This is a genomic window from Thomasclavelia sp. (assembly GCF_047249845.1).
Lineage (GTDB): Bacteria > Bacillota_I > Bacilli_A > Erysipelotrichales > Coprobacillaceae > Thomasclavelia.
Window position 1 is genome coordinate 25,081 of the sequence record NZ_JBKTWO010000016.1, and the last position, 15,031, is coordinate 40,111.

A 15,031-nucleotide genomic window follows, 5' to 3' on the forward strand; every position below is an offset into this window, starting at 1 on the left:
GGATATGGAAGAAATATTAGATAAATTAGTTAAAGAAATAAAGTTAGACCGGCGTTATCTTGAATATATTAATGCCGAAAAAAAATTGCATACAAAAGATATTGAGTTTATGTTAAAAGAATATCAAGATAAGTTAAATGAGTATGAAGAATTGAAAAAATATGATCAGTATATTGATAATGGTCAACTAAAAGAAGAAATAAAGAATTTGAAAAAGCAAATAAGCTGTAACAATGATATTTTAGATTATTATCAAAAATATCATTGTTTAAATGATTTTTTAGAAGAAATAACAAAGATAGTTTTTGGTAATATATCAAATCAACTAGATCTATCACCATATAAATTATAAGAGGGCATATGAGAGTAATTGCAGGTAAATATAAAAGCAGACAATTAAAGAGTGTAAAATCAAATTTAACAAGACCGACTACAGATCGTAATAAAGAAAATATGTTTAATATTATTGGTCCTTATTTTCAAGGGGGAAATGTATTAGATTTATTTGCAGGTAGTGGTGGATTGGGTATTGAAGCATTATCAAGGGGTTGTGATTATCTTTATAGTGTTGATAACCAGTTTGCAGCTTTTCAGGTAATAAAAGATAATCTTGCGTTATTAAAAATTGATAATGCAAAAGTTTTAAAATTGGATTATCGTAAAGCGTTGAAAAGATTATGTGAAGAGAAAATAAAATTTGATTTAGTTTTACTTGATCCTCCTTATGGTAAAGGATTAATAGATGAAATATTGGAGTTTTTAATTTCTAATGAAATGTTAAATAAAAACTGTATTATTATGGTTGAGGAATTAAAAGAAGTTGTATTTAATTCATTTGATCAACTGATTCTAATTAAAAAGAATGATTATGGGATCACAGCATTAAATGTGTTTAAATATCAGGGGTAGGAATATGAAAAAAAATATTGCAGTATATGCAGGAACATTTGATCCTGTAACAAATGGACATTTGGATATTATTGAACGAGCAAGTAGAATGTTTGATATTTTATATGTAACAATTTGTATTAATCCTAATAAACAAGGACTTTTTAGTATTGATGAAAGAAAAGAATTATTAAAAAAAGCTTGTAAGCAGTTTGATAATGTAATTATTGATTCATCAAATAAATTATCTGTAGAATATGCTAAAGATGTAGGTTCAAGAATCTTAGTTAGAGGAATAAGAGCTACGATGGATTTTGAATATGAATTACAATTAGCATTTTCAAATCAATATTTAGATAAAGAAGTAGATATGGTTTTTTTAATGACTAAACCGTCTCATTCATTTATATCATCTTCAGCAGTGAAAGAAATGGTAAGTCATAAACGTCGAGTTGAGGGATTAGTACCTTCCTGTGTAGAAGAAGCTTTACAAAAGAAATATGAGTAATTAAATTTCTTTTAGATGTTTAAAATAATTGTCAAAATTAACTATATTTGATATGATGAATAAAGAAAAAAGATACATCAACTGGGTATAATAAATATTATTTCCCAATTATACCTCGTTAGAGGTATTTTTTATGGAGGAAAACGATGAACATATTTACATTAAATGATTTTTCAACAACAGATATTAATTTGATCTTAGATGAAGCAGAAGAGTTTAAAGCAGGAAAAAAAGTTGATTTTAAAGGAAAAAAGGTAGTTGCAAATTTATTTTTTGAACCTTCAACAAGAACTCATTATAGTTTTGATAAAGCAGCTTATAATTTAGGTTGTCGCACTCAAAATTTCGATACAACTAATTCAAGTATTCAAAAAGGAGAAACTTTATATGATACTGTAAAATTCTTTGAATCAATAGGTTGTGATGCTGTAGTCATTAGACATCCTAAAGAAAACTATTATCAGGATCTAGTCGGAAAAATAAAGATACCTGTAGTTAGTGGAGGAGATGGAACAGGTAATCATCCTAGTCAGTCTTTATTAGATTTAATGACTATTCGTGAGGAATTTGGTCATTTTGATGGTTTAAAAATCGTAATTGTTGGCGATATTGTTCATTCAAGAGTAGCACATAGTAATTATGAGATAATGAAACGTTTGGGAATGGAAGTATATACTAGTGGTCCTCGTGAATTTGAAGAACCAGGTTACAATTATGTGGATTTTGATACTATTTTACCTGAAGCGGATATAATTATGTTGTTAAGGGTCCAGCATGAACGACATCATGATTTAATGAAATTAACAACTGATCAATATCATCAGTTGTATGGATTAAACCAGGAAAGAGTAAATAAAATGAAAGAAAGGGCAATAATAATGCATCCAGCTCCGTTTAATCGTAATGTTGAAATTGCTGATGATATTGTTGAGTGTAAACAAAGTCGAATTTTTAAACAAATGGCTAATGGTGTTTTTGTAAGGATGGCATTATTGAATCGGGTATTAAGTGATGACTAAGATACTATTTAAAAATGGTAATGTATTTTATCATGGTAAATTACAGAAGTTAGATATATTAATTGAAAATGAAACTATTATTGAAATTAAAGAGAATATAAGTCAGGCCGATAAAATAATTGATTTAGAGGGAAAATTATTAACTCCTGGTTTTGTAGATATTCATGTTCATTTAAGAGAACCAGGATTTGAATATAAAGAAACGATTGCTTCGGGGACTAATTCAGCAAAATATGGGGGATATACACATTTAGTAGCTATGGCTAATACGATTCCTTGTATGGATAATCTTGAAACAATTAGAGATTTTGAAAATCGAGTAAAAAAAGATGCTAAGATTCATACATATACTTATAGTGCGATTACAAAAGGTTTAAAAGGAGAAGAACTAGTAAACTTTGATATTAATAGTAAGGAAGATATTGTAGTTGGTTTTTCAGATGATGGTAAAGGTGTCCAATCTAAAGAGATGATGGAAGCTGCAATGAAAGCAGCTAAAGCTAATGATTCGATAATTGTAGCTCATTGCGAAGATGAAGCTGAACTTGAACCTGGTGCATGTATAAATGATGGTAATTATGCTAAAAATCATGGCTTAGTAGGAATTAATAATGCTTCAGAATATAATCATGCAGTTAGAGATTTGAAATTAGCTGAAGAAATTGGTAATCGTTATCATATTTGTCATATTTCAACTAAAGAAACAGTCTGGGCACTGCGGGATGCTCGTAAAAGTAATTCATTAGTTAGTGGTGAAGCTTGCCCGCATCATCTAATCTTAACGGATGATAATATTAAGGATATGAATCCTAATTATAAGATGAATCCTCCTTTAAGAAGTAAAGATGATTTAAATGCATTAATTGAAGGAATCAATGATGGAAGCGTAACTGTTATCTCAACTGATCATGCTCCTCATGCAATAGAAGAGAAAAATAAGCCAATTGATAAAGCTCCATTTGGAATTATCGGCAATCAACATGCATTTAGTTTAATGTATACATATATAGTAAAAAAAGGTTTAATTTCATTAGAGAAAGTTTTAACATGCATGTCAATTAATCCCGCAAAGATAATTGGTATTGAACATGATCTTGAAGTTGGTCTTAAGGCTAATTTTGTAGTCTTTGATTTAGAGGAAGAATATGTAATAACAAAAGAGAGTATTAAATCGAAATCAATTAATACACCATTTATTGATACTAAGTGTTATGGGTCTTTAAAATATCATGTGTTAGATGGTAAAGTTACAGAAATATAGGAGATAATATGGCAAATTTACAAGGAATGATGAAAATTATCAGCATTAAAAATATTGCTGATGATGTGTATGAAATGGTTTTAGAAGGTGAGGGGGCTAAATATATTAGTGCACCTGGTCAGTTTATTAATATTAAAATTAATGACAGTCTTCAGCCTTATTTAAGAAGACCGATGTCTATTAGTGATTATGATGATAATCATATTACAATTGTTTTTAAAGTCGTTGGTGAAGGAACGGAAATTTTAAAGAATAAGAAAATTGGGACTTTTTTAGACTGTTTAATTGGTCTAGGAAATGGATTTACGATTAAAGATGGTAAAGCTTTGCTTATTGGCGGTGGTTTAGGAACGCCACCCTTGTATAATTTAGGTAAAAAACTTGTCTCAAGAGGAATTGAAGTAACGACTGTTTTAGGTTTTGGAAGTTCTAAAGATGTTTTTTATCAAGAAAAGTTTGCTGAATTTTCAAAAGTTTATATAGCTACTATGGATGGCAGTCTAGGAACTAAAGGAACAGTCATTGATGTTATTAAAAATGAAAATTTAATGTTCACTTATTACTATACATGTGGTCCTGAACCAATGTTAGATGCATTAGCTGTCAATTACCCTGAAAATGGGCAATTATCTTTTGAAGCACGAATGGGATGTGGATTTGGTGCTTGTATGGGATGTTCATGCAAAGTTAAAACAAGACCATATAAGCGCATATGTGTAGAAGGTCCAATCTTAGAAAGTAATGAGGTGATTGTTAATGACTAATTTAAAAGTGTTTTTACCAGGTCTAGAAATGAAAAATCCAATTATTCCAGCAAGTGGAACATTTGGTTTTGGTTATGAGTTTGAAAAATTCTATGATCTTAATATTTTAGGGTCAATGATGTTAAAAGGAACAACTTTAGAACCTCGTTATGGAAATCCCCTTCCAAGAATTGCAGAAGGACCTAGTGGTTTATTAAATGCAATTGGCTTGCAAAATCCTGGTGTTGAAGCTGTAATGAATGAGGAATTAGAAAAATTAAGACCATTATACAATGATAAAGTGATTGCAAATATTGGTGGTAGTGCTCCTGAAGATTACGTTGAAACTGCTAAACGATTATCAACGCACGATATGGTCGGTGCTTTAGAATTAAATATATCTTGTCCAAATGTTCATAGTGGGGGAATTCAATTTGGAACAAATCCTGAAATGGCTGCGGATTTAACAAAACGCGTTAAAGAAGTATCAAAAGTACCTGTTTATGTTAAACTTTCACCTAATGTTACAGATATTGTTGAAATGGCTAAAGCTGTTGAAGCTGCAGGTGCAGATGGGATTACAATGATAAATACGCTAGTGGGAATGCGTTTTGATTTAAAAACCGGGAAACCAATAATAGCAAATAAAACTGGGGGATATTCTGGACCTGCTATTTTCCCTGTTGCCCTAAGAATGGTTTATCAAGTAAGTCAGGCAGTTAATATACCAGTTATTGGTATGGGAGGAATCCAAAATGCTCGAGATGTTATCGAGATGATGTCAGCTGGGGCTAGTGCGGTGGCTATTGGATGTCAAAACTTAATTGATCCATATGCATGTAAAAAAATTATTGAGGATCTAGAACCATTACTTAATCAACTAGGTATAGCAGATATTAATGATATAGTAGGACGTTCTCATAAATTTAAGTAATTTAATAAATCAAAGAACAATGTTCATTAGAGCATTGTTCTTTTTTGAAAATAAAAAAATATACGCATAGAATATAAAATTATACATACAAACAAAGATGTCATAATTAAAATTATAGACATATAATTAGTGTTTTTTATTAGAAAGGAGGAATTATCAAACACTAATAAAATAAATTAATCAAAATTCAAAGAAAGGAGAAGTATAAGATATTTATACAAATTAGGGGAAGATGAAAAGAAAAAATAAAAAAATTATTTTAGCAGTGGTTTCAATAGCACTTTTACAAAGCGGAACTAATATTTTACCTGTTCTAGCAAATAATACGGCAACATCAGTAATTGAAAGTAGAGAAAATATCTCTTTAGAACAAAAATGTACTGCTCGCTATAACTCAATAAGAATTAATTGGAATAGCGAAGCTGATCATGTTTATAAAATTGAAACTAGTGACTTTCAAGACGGATCATTTTCAGTAATCGCTGAAAACTTAAATACTTCTGAATATATTCATGAAAATGTTGGAGTGGGACAAAAAAAATACTATCGGATTACAGACCAAACTGCAAATAAGACAACAGCAGTTTTTAGTAACGATACGTATACAGGTTTTAAAGCTATAAATGATAGGGCAAAGTTAAAATGGCATGATGACTTATCAAATCGTCATATTTTTAATGGAACAAATGTTATTGATTTAGATGATCAAATTAGTAATATTGATAAGTTAACTGGCGGGACAATTATTGTTAAAGGAAATTTTGACGGCGCTGATAGTTGGAAACAAAATGCCTCAATGTTAGGGATTAATGATAGTGGAATTTTTGGAATTAGACACGCAAATAGCAGTAATCAAACTGCTGAATCTTTTGGATTAGATTTTTCAGGAGGATTAAAAGCAACATATCCTAATACAGAGTTTCGAAATAGTACACACGTAGCTGTTTATACTAATCCACCTAGTGATAAAACGGGAAAGATTATTGCATCGTTTGATGGTGTTTCTACTGTTTCATTTGATAATAATGATACATTAAAAGGATTATTTACAAGATTTGGTGGAATTAATTCTTTATCAATTGGTGGAAATAGAGATAGTAGTGGAAATATAACTAATCCTTGGTATGGAACAATAGATTATGTTGTTGTTACAGATGAAATACTTTCACAAAGTGAGATAAATGCTATTTCTAATGATGCTCCAGATATTAATATAGAAGAAAGTGATACCTTAACAGTCTCATTAGAATCTAAGTATGATAGTAACATCATAACTTGGAATGCTGTAAAAGGAGTATCATCTTATACAGTTTTAGCTAGAGATGATACTAGTAGTGATTTTATTCCTTTAGTAACTACAGGTGGATTAAAATATGTCGATAATTCATTAACAACAAATAATCGCGAATATAAAGTAGTTGCAGGTGATCAGGAAAGTGATGTTTTAGTAAGTAAAAATGGTCTTCAAAGTGGGATCCTTTATAAAGAATTTAGTGAAGAAGAAGGAAAATTAGATGGAAATAGCTGTATTGATATCTTAAATAATGATCAGGGATTATTGGACAAATTAAAAACAATGGATGAGGGAAGTATTGTTATGAAATTTCGTTTCAATAATGCTAATACACCGAGAATACTTTTTTCTACTAAAAATAAAACTTTAGAAACACCTGATTATGCTAATAATGGTTCAAATAATGGAAAGGATATGATTTCATTATATTTAAAGGAAAATAATGAATTAAGATCAGATTTAAAACATACACGGGCAACTGCAGTTGGATACGCTTTAAGTAGTGATAATTGGCATACTCTAGTCTTTTCAAATTCTAAGGACAGTATTAATGGAAAGCAATTAAGAGTAACTATAGATGGTAAAGAGATTCAGGAGTTCCATGGTAATAGTGCTAATGTTGGATTGTTTAATTTGACACCAACGATTGATCAAATAACTCTTGGTGGAATATTAGAAAGTGATGGCTCTGTTTTGTATGGACTTGATGGGCAAATAAGTTATATTTCAATATTAGATGAAGTGCTTTCAGATCAAACTGCAATTGATCTTACTAGTGAAACAAAAAATAAAATTGATGATCTATTCGATAATGGAGCTTTTAATACATGGGTAGTAACTGGAGGAGCGTTAGCGCAAGGAGATATTCAAGATATTGGCGGGGTTAGAAATTATGCTGGTTTGTTTGAAGAGGTAATTCGCTGGAATCTTGGTTCTGCTTCAATGGAAAAAAGACAGCGTTTTGTAATTAATACTGCAAGAAAAGTGCAAAATATTAAAGATATAGATATTGGTTATGATACTTTAATAAAGTCATATCAGCCAAAAGCTTTAGCCTTAATGCTAGATAATAATCAGAGTTTATCTGATTTAGAAATTCAAGAACATTTATTATCAATTATTAACAAGAATAATGAAAATGATATTTATAGTGTGATTCAAATTCCACCTGCTTTAGATGATTCATCTATAAGAATTGCAAATAATGTTAATAATGTTTTATCTAAGCTTGATAGTTCATTGTTAAAGAATATAATGATTATTAATCATGATGATTTATTTAAAAGTGAATTTGGGGATATTAGTGATAAGTTTAATCAAAATGGTTCTTTAAATGCTAAAGGACATTTAGCGATTGCTAACCAATTATCATTAAAAACTGCAAATCGAGCTACTACAATTACTGAAAATGATATCTTAAAACCAACTAAAATGATACCAACATTTATACCTGATGTACCTAATGTTTTAATATCTGATAATCAGTTAGATATAGAAGTACCTAATAATGATAATATTTCTAATTATAGTTATAAATTAAGTATTGATGGAATTTTGATAAGTGGTAATTTTATTGATACTAAAGCTGTAATTAAAAATCTTCCAAAAAATAAAAATTTTGAGTTAATTGTTCAAGGAAATGATGGAAGTATTCAGCTAAAAACATTAGTTGGAACAACAGATAAAGGAACTGAAGTAACCATTAAGCTTGATAATCAAAACTTGACAGAGCAGCAAAAAGAAATATATTCTAAAATACAACAAGATAAACCAATGAAATGGTTATTTTTAGGAGATAGTATTACCCATGGAGCTTTACATACTAATGGATATGATGCATTACCACAAGTTTTTGAGAAATTTATTAAAAATGATTTAAATAGGGATAGTGATGTAATTATTAATACAGGTGTATCAAGTGCTACGATTCAAGAATTAATGAATAACAAAGAAGCTCGTTATGATCGATATAAAGATGCAGATGTAGTTATTTTGATGTTTGGAACAAATGATGCCTTTTATAGTGATGATCCTAGTTCATATCGACAGAATTTAAAAGCTATTATTTCTGAAATAAAAGAAAATAATTCAATTCCAGTATTACGTACACCAAATAAACTATTTAGTAATGATAATCGGGGAACAAGATTATTAAAATATGTTGAGGTTATTAGAGAAGTTGCTCAAGAAGAAGATTGTATTTTGGTCGATCATTATCAACAATGGGAAGATGCAGCATATATTAATAATCAGATTGGTAGAGCATATGGTGATTGGATGAATACAGATGATATCCATCCTAATTATTTAGGGCAATTAAAAATGACGCAACTATTAATTAAAGAGATGGGTATATGGAATAGTGAAAGTATTACTTGTAATTTAGATTATGAAACAAATATTACAAAAGAAGAAAGTCAAATTGTACCTAGTGTAACTTTAAGTAATAAAACGCTTACTGTAGATATAAATAAGTTAAGAAATGATTATGGTCAATCATTTGGTAAAGTCACTGTTGAGGTAAATATCAATGGTGTGATATATAGTAAGACAGTCAATAAAGATTCAGTAGAACCAATTACTATTGTTGAACTTACAAATATTCCAAAGGGTGGAGATATCATAAATGTCACTGTAAAAGCATCGTTGGATTCAAGTAACAAGGAGATAACTTTTAAAGAGCTAGAGTTAAGAAATGAACTAGATAAAGATGCATTGATTGAAAAAATAAATTATGCAAAAACATTCTCTAGACATGAATATACTCCTGAAAGTTTCAATGAGCTAACTAATGTTATTGAAAAAGTGGAACAATTATTAGAAACAGCCCAGACACAAAACGAACTGGATGAAGCAGTCAATTTGTTAGATATTGCTATTAAAAATTTAGTTAAGATTAATACCTTTAAAACTGCATTAGAAATTGCAATAGAAATAGCAGAAAAAGTTACTGATAAAGATTTAGAAAACGTTGTACCTGTAGTAGTAACTGAATTTAAAGCAGCACTTGAAGAAGCCAAAAGTGTATTAGCTGATGTATCTGCAAGTCAGGAAACAATTGATAAATCATTTAGCCGTTTAGCTAAAGCAATTCAAATGCTGGAATTTTATAAAGGTGATAAAACACAATTAATAAATTTAGTTAATAAGATTGAAGCTTTAAATGAAAATGATTATACAAATGAATCTTGGACTAATTTACAACCAGTTTTAGATGAAGCAAAAATTGTGTTAAACAACGAAAATGCTTTAGAGAAAGAAGTAAATGAAGTACATGACAAATTAGTAAGAGCATTCTTACAATTAAGATTAAAACCAAATAAAGATTTATTAAATGAATTGATTAAACAGGTAGAAGGATTGAATGCGTTATATTATACGCCATCTTCATGGAATAGATTACAAGAAGCTTTAATTGAGGCAAAATCAGTATTGGTAGACGAAAATGCAACTAGTATTGAGATAAACAATGCAATAACAATAATGAAGGAAGCAATTGCGGGGTTAAAAACTAATTATGATGATTCAAAATCAATTACTAATACAAATGACTTAAATAAGCAAAGTATAGTTAAAACCGGTGATATAGTTAATATAATCTATCCAATCTCAATGATGATGTTAGCATTAATAATTTTATATAAAAATACCATAATTAAAAAAATAAATTAAAAATATTTATAAAAGACTAATAATCTTAAAATCATTTAAAAAGTAAAGTAAATAAAAAATAGGGAAGTTTTAATTCATTGGGCTATCAATGAAATTAATACTTCCTTGTTTTTTAATAAGAAAAATTCTATTTTAATTATAGGTATTTATTATTTAACTAATAAAGATGCTGCTAGTTTAGTTAAAAACTCAAATACTATATACGCAGATATAGAAGAAGCTTTTATACAATTAAGTTCAAAATTTTCTATTCCTTGATATTTATTTGTATCAGTAATTGTTCTTATTGCTAAAAAGGGAACATCATTTACATAACAAACATGGCCAATACTAGCAGTTTCCATATCAACGGATAATGGAGAATATTTAAGTTTGATTTCAGTTCGGTTTTTATTTGTAATAAATTGTTCACCAGTAACAGTGGTTCCAAATAAGAGAGGATATTTAGATTCTTGATAGTAACTTTTAATTAGGTTAATTAAAGATGGATCAGCATTAAAATAGTTAGATTTTAACCAGGGATGAAAATCTGTTAATATATCATCTGCGACATCATGATATATAGCTTTTTCAGTAATAATTGTATCAAAAAGTTGAACAGATTCGTCGATTCCTCCAGCTGTTCCAGCGTTGATTATTATATCAACATTAAATAAGTTGATAAGTTGTTGAGTTGCAATTGCAGCATTTACTTTACATACTCCACTATAAACTACAATTAATTCAAATTGTAAAAAGTTACTTTGATAAAACTTTAACATTGTTTTATCTATTGTTTTAGTAATTTTAATTTGTTTTAAAAATGGTTCAAGTTCAGTATCACTAGCACAGATTATACCAATTTTATTAATCATAAAAGATCTCCTTTAATATTTTAAATATTATATCATTTGTAGTTATTTAAGTCATGTTTTTAAATATCAAATTAGCATGATTGAAAGAATATAAATTTACTTTATCATTTGTTTTGCAATATCAATAAAATCATTCAAATTTTTTGATAACCACTTATCTTTGTGATAAATAACTTGGGATACTATTTTATAATTGGTATCATAATTAATTTTAATTAATTCTTTGTTCTCTAATTCTTTTAAAACTGCTAATTGTGGTAAAATACAGATACCTAGACCACTTAATGTGGCCTGTTTTATGATTTGTAAGCTGCTTGTTTCAAGAGCAATTTTAGGAGTTAAAGAAGCTTTTGCTAAATCTTTTTCAAACATTTTTCTATAACAACATTCTTTTCCAGTTAAAATTAAGGGTTGCTTTGCTAAATCATTAATTGAAACTTTAACTTTTTTTGAAAGAATGTGGTTAGGAGTTGTAAATAATCCTATTTTCTCATCTTTTTCACTAACAACCTTAATATTAGGATTATTAATAGGCGTATCTAGGGTTATTGCGATATCTATTGTATTATCAATAAGTAAAGGTATAAAATCTGGAGTATCTAAAACCTGAAGATATAGCTCAACTGAGGGGTGTTCTATTTGAAAGGCTTTAATGATAGCTGGTAACTTATATATGCACATTGATTCAGATGCACCTATGGTTATATGTTTGCATTTTTCATTAGAAAATTTAATTTGTATTTCTTCTGATAGTTGAAGCATTTTTTTAGCTAAGGGTATTAATTCTTTTCCTGAAGATGTTAAAGTAACATTTTTTCCTAATCGTTCAAAAAGTTGAACATTTAATTCTTTTTCAAGCTGCTTTATTTGTGCTGTTACATTTGATTGAGCATAGTGAAGATATTTTGCTGTTTTAGTAAAATTTTGAATTTTACATAGTACTAAAAATGTTTTTAGGTTTTTTAAATCCATAATTAATTTATTCCTCTTTCATAATCATTTTTATTGATTGATACAATCAAAACAATCTATTTTATAATTTGATTGTTCAATGTTATCATATATTTATGAAGCAATCAATCTATGATGGAGGTATAAAAATGAAAGTTATAAATTTATTAAAAGAAGTTAATGATATAGAGAGTTTATATGTATATAAAAAAGTTGGTTATTTAAATTCCCATGTTTTAAGTGTTGTACAAGTAGAAAAGCGGACATTGGATTTTCATGTTCATGAATCTTCTGATGAATTATTTTATGTTTTAGATGGTGATTTTTATTTAGAAACAGAGAATAAAAAATATAGAGTTGACGCTGGTGAATTTATTATTGTACCCAAGGGAGTATATCATCGACCAATAGTTAATAAATTAACAAAATTCTTAATGATTGAGTTACAGGGTACTTTGAATAAGGCTAATAGTGGTAATTTATATGAGGATTAGCAAAATTAATATTTAAATAAGTGAAAATTGTAATAGAGTTAAACCATTATTTATACTAATATTTATTCTCACTTTGACAAGCTATCGCTATTTTAAAATGTTATCGGTAAATAGTATCTTTTATAAAAGATATAAGCTATAATATAGCGGTGGTGGTGATTAGATGGATTTAGATAATTTATTAAATAAAAACCAAAAAGAAGCAGCTACTTATCTTGATAGTCATTTAAGAATAATTGCTGGTGCTGGTTCAGGGAAAACTCGTGTAGTTACATATCGAATTGCATATTTAATTGATGAAATTGGAGTAGATCCGCGTAAAATTTTAGCAATTACTTTTACAAATAAAGCAGCTAATGAAATGAAAGAACGTGTTAGTAATTTATTAGGTCCGCATGCCTTAGGTTCATTGATCTGTACGATTCATTCCTTATGTGTACGAATTTTAAGACAGCATATCAATGTAATTAATTATCCTAGTAATTTTATGATAATGGATGAAGAAGACCAAAAAGCATTAATAAAAAAAATATATAGTAATCTTGATGTTGATGCTAAAGTATTTAGTATTAAAAGTATGATTGCTTCAATTTCTAATTATAAGATGGCTAATATAACGCCAGAAAGAGCGTTGGAACTAGCTGGACAATTTCAAGGAGAAATAAAAAAGGCAAAAGTTTATAAGGAATATCTGGATTATCAAGAAAATCATTTTATGCTTGATTTTGATGATTTATTATTAAAAGCAGTGTACATATTTGAAAATTATCCAGATGTATTAGAAAAATGGCAACATCGCTTTCAATATATTCATGTAGATGAGTTTCAAGATGTTGGAAATATTGAATATCGTCTAGTTAAACTGATGGCTAAAAAAGCTATTACTTGTGTAGTTGGTGACCCTGATCAAACAATATACTCATTTAGAGGTGCCGATGTTAATTATATATTAGATTTTGACAAAGATTTTAAACCATGTAAAACGGTAATATTAGATCAAAATTATCGTTCAACTGGAAATATTTTGAATATCTCTAACTGTTTGATTCGAAAAAATCAAAATCGTTTAGAAAAAGATTTATATACTGAAGCTACAGGTGGTGCAGAAGTAATTCATTATACTGGTAAAAGTGAACAAGAAGAAGCTGATTATATTTGTGGTCAAATAGAAAAGATCATCAATGATATTGAGGGTGTTAATTATCGTAATTTTGCAATTTTGTATCGTGCTAATTATTTATCTAGAACGATTGAACAAAGCCTTATCTCACATGGAATTGATTATCGCATTTTTGGTGGACTTAAATTCTTTAGTCGTAAAGAAATTAAAGATGCTTTAAGTTATTTACAGTTAGTTTCTAATGATGAGGATTTAGCATTTGAACGTATTATTAATGTTCCTAGTCGAGGAATAGGTAAAAAAACACTTGAGAATATTCAATTAGTAGCTTTAAATAATCAGGTTAGTTTATATGAAGCTCTAACTCTTTATAGTGAGCAAATCAAGTTATCTGCTAAAGCAAAAAAAGAGGTTAAGGTTTTGGTTAATGCAATTGAAACTGCAAAACAGTCTCATCTTCCTTTACATGAAATGTTTGAAAATTTAATGAATGATGTTGGATATATTGAAATGTTAAAAAGTGATCTTGAGGAAAATAGAATTGATAATATTCATGAGTTACAACGCTCAATATATGAATTTCAAAATCAAAATCCAGATATTGCAACAATTGAAAATTATTTACAAGAAATTTCTTTATATACTGATAATGATAATATTGATGAAGGACAATATGTGAGCTTAATGACGATTCATATGGCAAAAGGATTAGAATTTGATTATGTCTTTGTTTTAGGTCTATCTGAAGGAATTTTCCCAAGTTTTAGGTCTTTGAGTGAATCTGATGAAGGTTTAGAGGAAGAACGAAGATTAGCGTATGTAGCTTTTACAAGAGCAAAAAAACAATTGTTTTTAACTGATAGCGAAGGTTTTAGCTTCGTTACTGATTCCCCTAAAATTGCAAGTAGATTTATTGATGAAGTTGGTAAAGAGGGAATAAAACATGTGGGAACTAAGCCACGTTTTAAAACATCAAATTTTATTAATACAACGCTAAGCAAAGAAGAATTAGTAGGAAATAATCAGGTTACTGATTGGGCTGCTGGTGATTTTGTATTGCATGATAGTTTTGGAAAGGGTGTTGTTGTTAAAGTTAATGGTAAAACATTGGATATTGCATTTGAATTACCAGCAGGATTAAAAACATTAATGGCTGGACACAAAGCTTTAAAGAAATTGACTAATTAGTAAAAATATTATCTGATATAAGAAATTATTTATATAAACTTAAGGTACCTGAATGTTCAGGTACCTTATATTTTAATTGATTTTTTAATACATATATAAACAAAT

Annotated in this window: 12 protein-coding genes; 10 read left to right on the forward strand and 2 right to left on the reverse strand. The window is 28.5% G+C overall.

Annotated features, from left to right (window positions below):
- Positions 1 to 4 precede the first annotated feature (4 nt).
- From ACLR9T_RS06035 to ACLR9T_RS06070, 8 genes are all read left to right on the forward strand, one after another.
- Complete coding sequence (locus ACLR9T_RS06035; RefSeq protein WP_413108634.1) at positions 5 to 352, forward strand: YlbF family regulator; 348 nt, start codon at positions 5 to 7, stop codon at positions 350 to 352.
- Positions 353 to 360: 8 nt separating this feature from the next.
- Positions 361 to 909, forward strand: coding sequence for a 16S rRNA (guanine(966)-N(2))-methyltransferase RsmD (gene rsmD, locus ACLR9T_RS06040; protein WP_413108635.1), 549 nt, complete (start codon positions 361 to 363; stop codon positions 907 to 909).
- 4 nt (positions 910 to 913) lie between these two features.
- Positions 914 to 1,396 (forward strand): pantetheine-phosphate adenylyltransferase, encoded by a 483-nt coding sequence (coaD, locus tag ACLR9T_RS06045; RefSeq protein WP_413108636.1) that lies wholly within the window; start codon positions 914 to 916, stop codon positions 1,394 to 1,396.
- A 146-nt stretch (positions 1,397 to 1,542) separates the two neighbouring features.
- Positions 1,543 to 2,415: an aspartate carbamoyltransferase catalytic subunit gene (locus ACLR9T_RS06050; protein WP_413108637.1), complete on the forward strand. Its 873-nt coding sequence runs from the start codon at positions 1,543 to 1,545 to the stop codon at positions 2,413 to 2,415.
- Positions 2,408 to 3,676, forward strand: a complete 1,269-nt coding sequence (locus ACLR9T_RS06055) for a dihydroorotase (RefSeq protein WP_413108638.1) — start codon at positions 2,408 to 2,410, stop codon at positions 3,674 to 3,676. The genes ACLR9T_RS06050 and ACLR9T_RS06055 overlap by 8 nt, the downstream gene beginning before the upstream one ends.
- 8 nt (positions 3,677 to 3,684) lie before the next feature.
- The gene (locus ACLR9T_RS06060; protein ID WP_413108639.1) at positions 3,685 to 4,440 is read left to right on the forward strand and encodes a dihydroorotate dehydrogenase electron transfer subunit; all 756 of its coding nucleotides are present in this window, start codon (positions 3,685 to 3,687) and stop codon (positions 4,438 to 4,440) included.
- Positions 4,433 to 5,353, forward strand: a complete 921-nt coding sequence (locus ACLR9T_RS06065; protein ID WP_413108640.1) for a dihydroorotate dehydrogenase — start codon at positions 4,433 to 4,435, stop codon at positions 5,351 to 5,353. Before ACLR9T_RS06060 ends, ACLR9T_RS06065 begins: the two co-directional genes overlap by 8 nt.
- A 232-nt stretch (positions 5,354 to 5,585) precedes the next feature.
- Positions 5,586 to 10,319: a GDSL-type esterase/lipase family protein gene (locus tag ACLR9T_RS06070; RefSeq protein WP_413108641.1), complete on the forward strand. Its 4,734-nt coding sequence runs from the start codon at positions 5,586 to 5,588 to the stop codon at positions 10,317 to 10,319.
- Positions 10,320 to 10,468: 149 nt separating this feature from the next.
- Here ACLR9T_RS06070 and mtnN read toward each other — a convergent pair whose 3' ends face one another.
- Together mtnN and ACLR9T_RS06080 are read right to left on the reverse strand one after the other, a co-directional pair.
- Positions 10,469 to 11,173 (reverse strand): 5'-methylthioadenosine/S-adenosylhomocysteine nucleosidase, encoded by a 705-nt coding sequence (mtnN, locus tag ACLR9T_RS06075; RefSeq protein ID WP_413108642.1) that lies wholly within the window; start codon positions 11,171 to 11,173, stop codon positions 10,469 to 10,471.
- Positions 11,174 to 11,269: 96 nt separating this feature from the next.
- A complete protein-coding gene (locus ACLR9T_RS06080; protein WP_413108643.1) occupies positions 11,270 to 12,145 on the reverse strand; it encodes a LysR family transcriptional regulator in 876 nt (291 codons plus the stop codon).
- 128 nt (positions 12,146 to 12,273) lie between these two features.
- Between ACLR9T_RS06080 and ACLR9T_RS06085 the strand changes: the two genes are divergently transcribed.
- Both ACLR9T_RS06085 and ACLR9T_RS06090 read left to right on the forward strand, forming a co-directional pair.
- On the forward strand, positions 12,274 to 12,618 hold the full coding sequence (locus ACLR9T_RS06085; protein ID WP_413108644.1) for a cupin domain-containing protein: 345 nt from the start codon (positions 12,274 to 12,276) through the stop codon (positions 12,616 to 12,618).
- A 163-nt stretch (positions 12,619 to 12,781) separates the two neighbouring features.
- Positions 12,782 to 14,926: an ATP-dependent helicase gene (locus ACLR9T_RS06090; protein ID WP_413108645.1), complete on the forward strand. Its 2,145-nt coding sequence runs from the start codon at positions 12,782 to 12,784 to the stop codon at positions 14,924 to 14,926.
- The last annotated feature ends 105 nt before the right edge of the window (positions 14,927 to 15,031 follow it).

Bases quoted from the DNA above. Each gene is read 5' to 3' on its own strand.
- ACLR9T_RS06035 (WP_413108634.1), top strand. From the start codon at position 5: ATGGAAGAAATATTAGATAAATTAGTTAAAGAAATAAAGTTAGACCGG.
- rsmD (WP_413108635.1), top strand. From the start codon at position 361: ATGAGAGTAATTGCAGGTAAATATAAAAGCAGACAATTAAAGAGTGTA.
- coaD (WP_413108636.1), top strand. From the start codon at position 914: ATGAAAAAAAATATTGCAGTATATGCAGGAACATTTGATCCTGTAACA.
- ACLR9T_RS06050 (WP_413108637.1), top strand. From the start codon at position 1,543: ATGAACATATTTACATTAAATGATTTTTCAACAACAGATATTAATTTG.
- ACLR9T_RS06055 (WP_413108638.1), top strand. From the start codon at position 2,408: ATGACTAAGATACTATTTAAAAATGGTAATGTATTTTATCATGGTAAA.
- ACLR9T_RS06060 (WP_413108639.1), top strand. From the start codon at position 3,685: ATGGCAAATTTACAAGGAATGATGAAAATTATCAGCATTAAAAATATT.
- ACLR9T_RS06065 (WP_413108640.1), top strand. From the start codon at position 4,433: ATGACTAATTTAAAAGTGTTTTTACCAGGTCTAGAAATGAAAAATCCA.
- ACLR9T_RS06070 (WP_413108641.1), top strand. From the start codon at position 5,586: ATGAAAAGAAAAAATAAAAAAATTATTTTAGCAGTGGTTTCAATAGCA.
- mtnN (WP_413108642.1), bottom strand. From the start codon at position 11,173: ATGATTAATAAAATTGGTATAATCTGTGCTAGTGATACTGAACTTGAA.
- ACLR9T_RS06080 (WP_413108643.1), bottom strand. From the start codon at position 12,145: ATGGATTTAAAAAACCTAAAAACATTTTTAGTACTATGTAAAATTCAA.
- ACLR9T_RS06085 (WP_413108644.1), top strand. From the start codon at position 12,274: ATGAAAGTTATAAATTTATTAAAAGAAGTTAATGATATAGAGAGTTTA.
- ACLR9T_RS06090 (WP_413108645.1), top strand. From the start codon at position 12,782: ATGGATTTAGATAATTTATTAAATAAAAACCAAAAAGAAGCAGCTACT.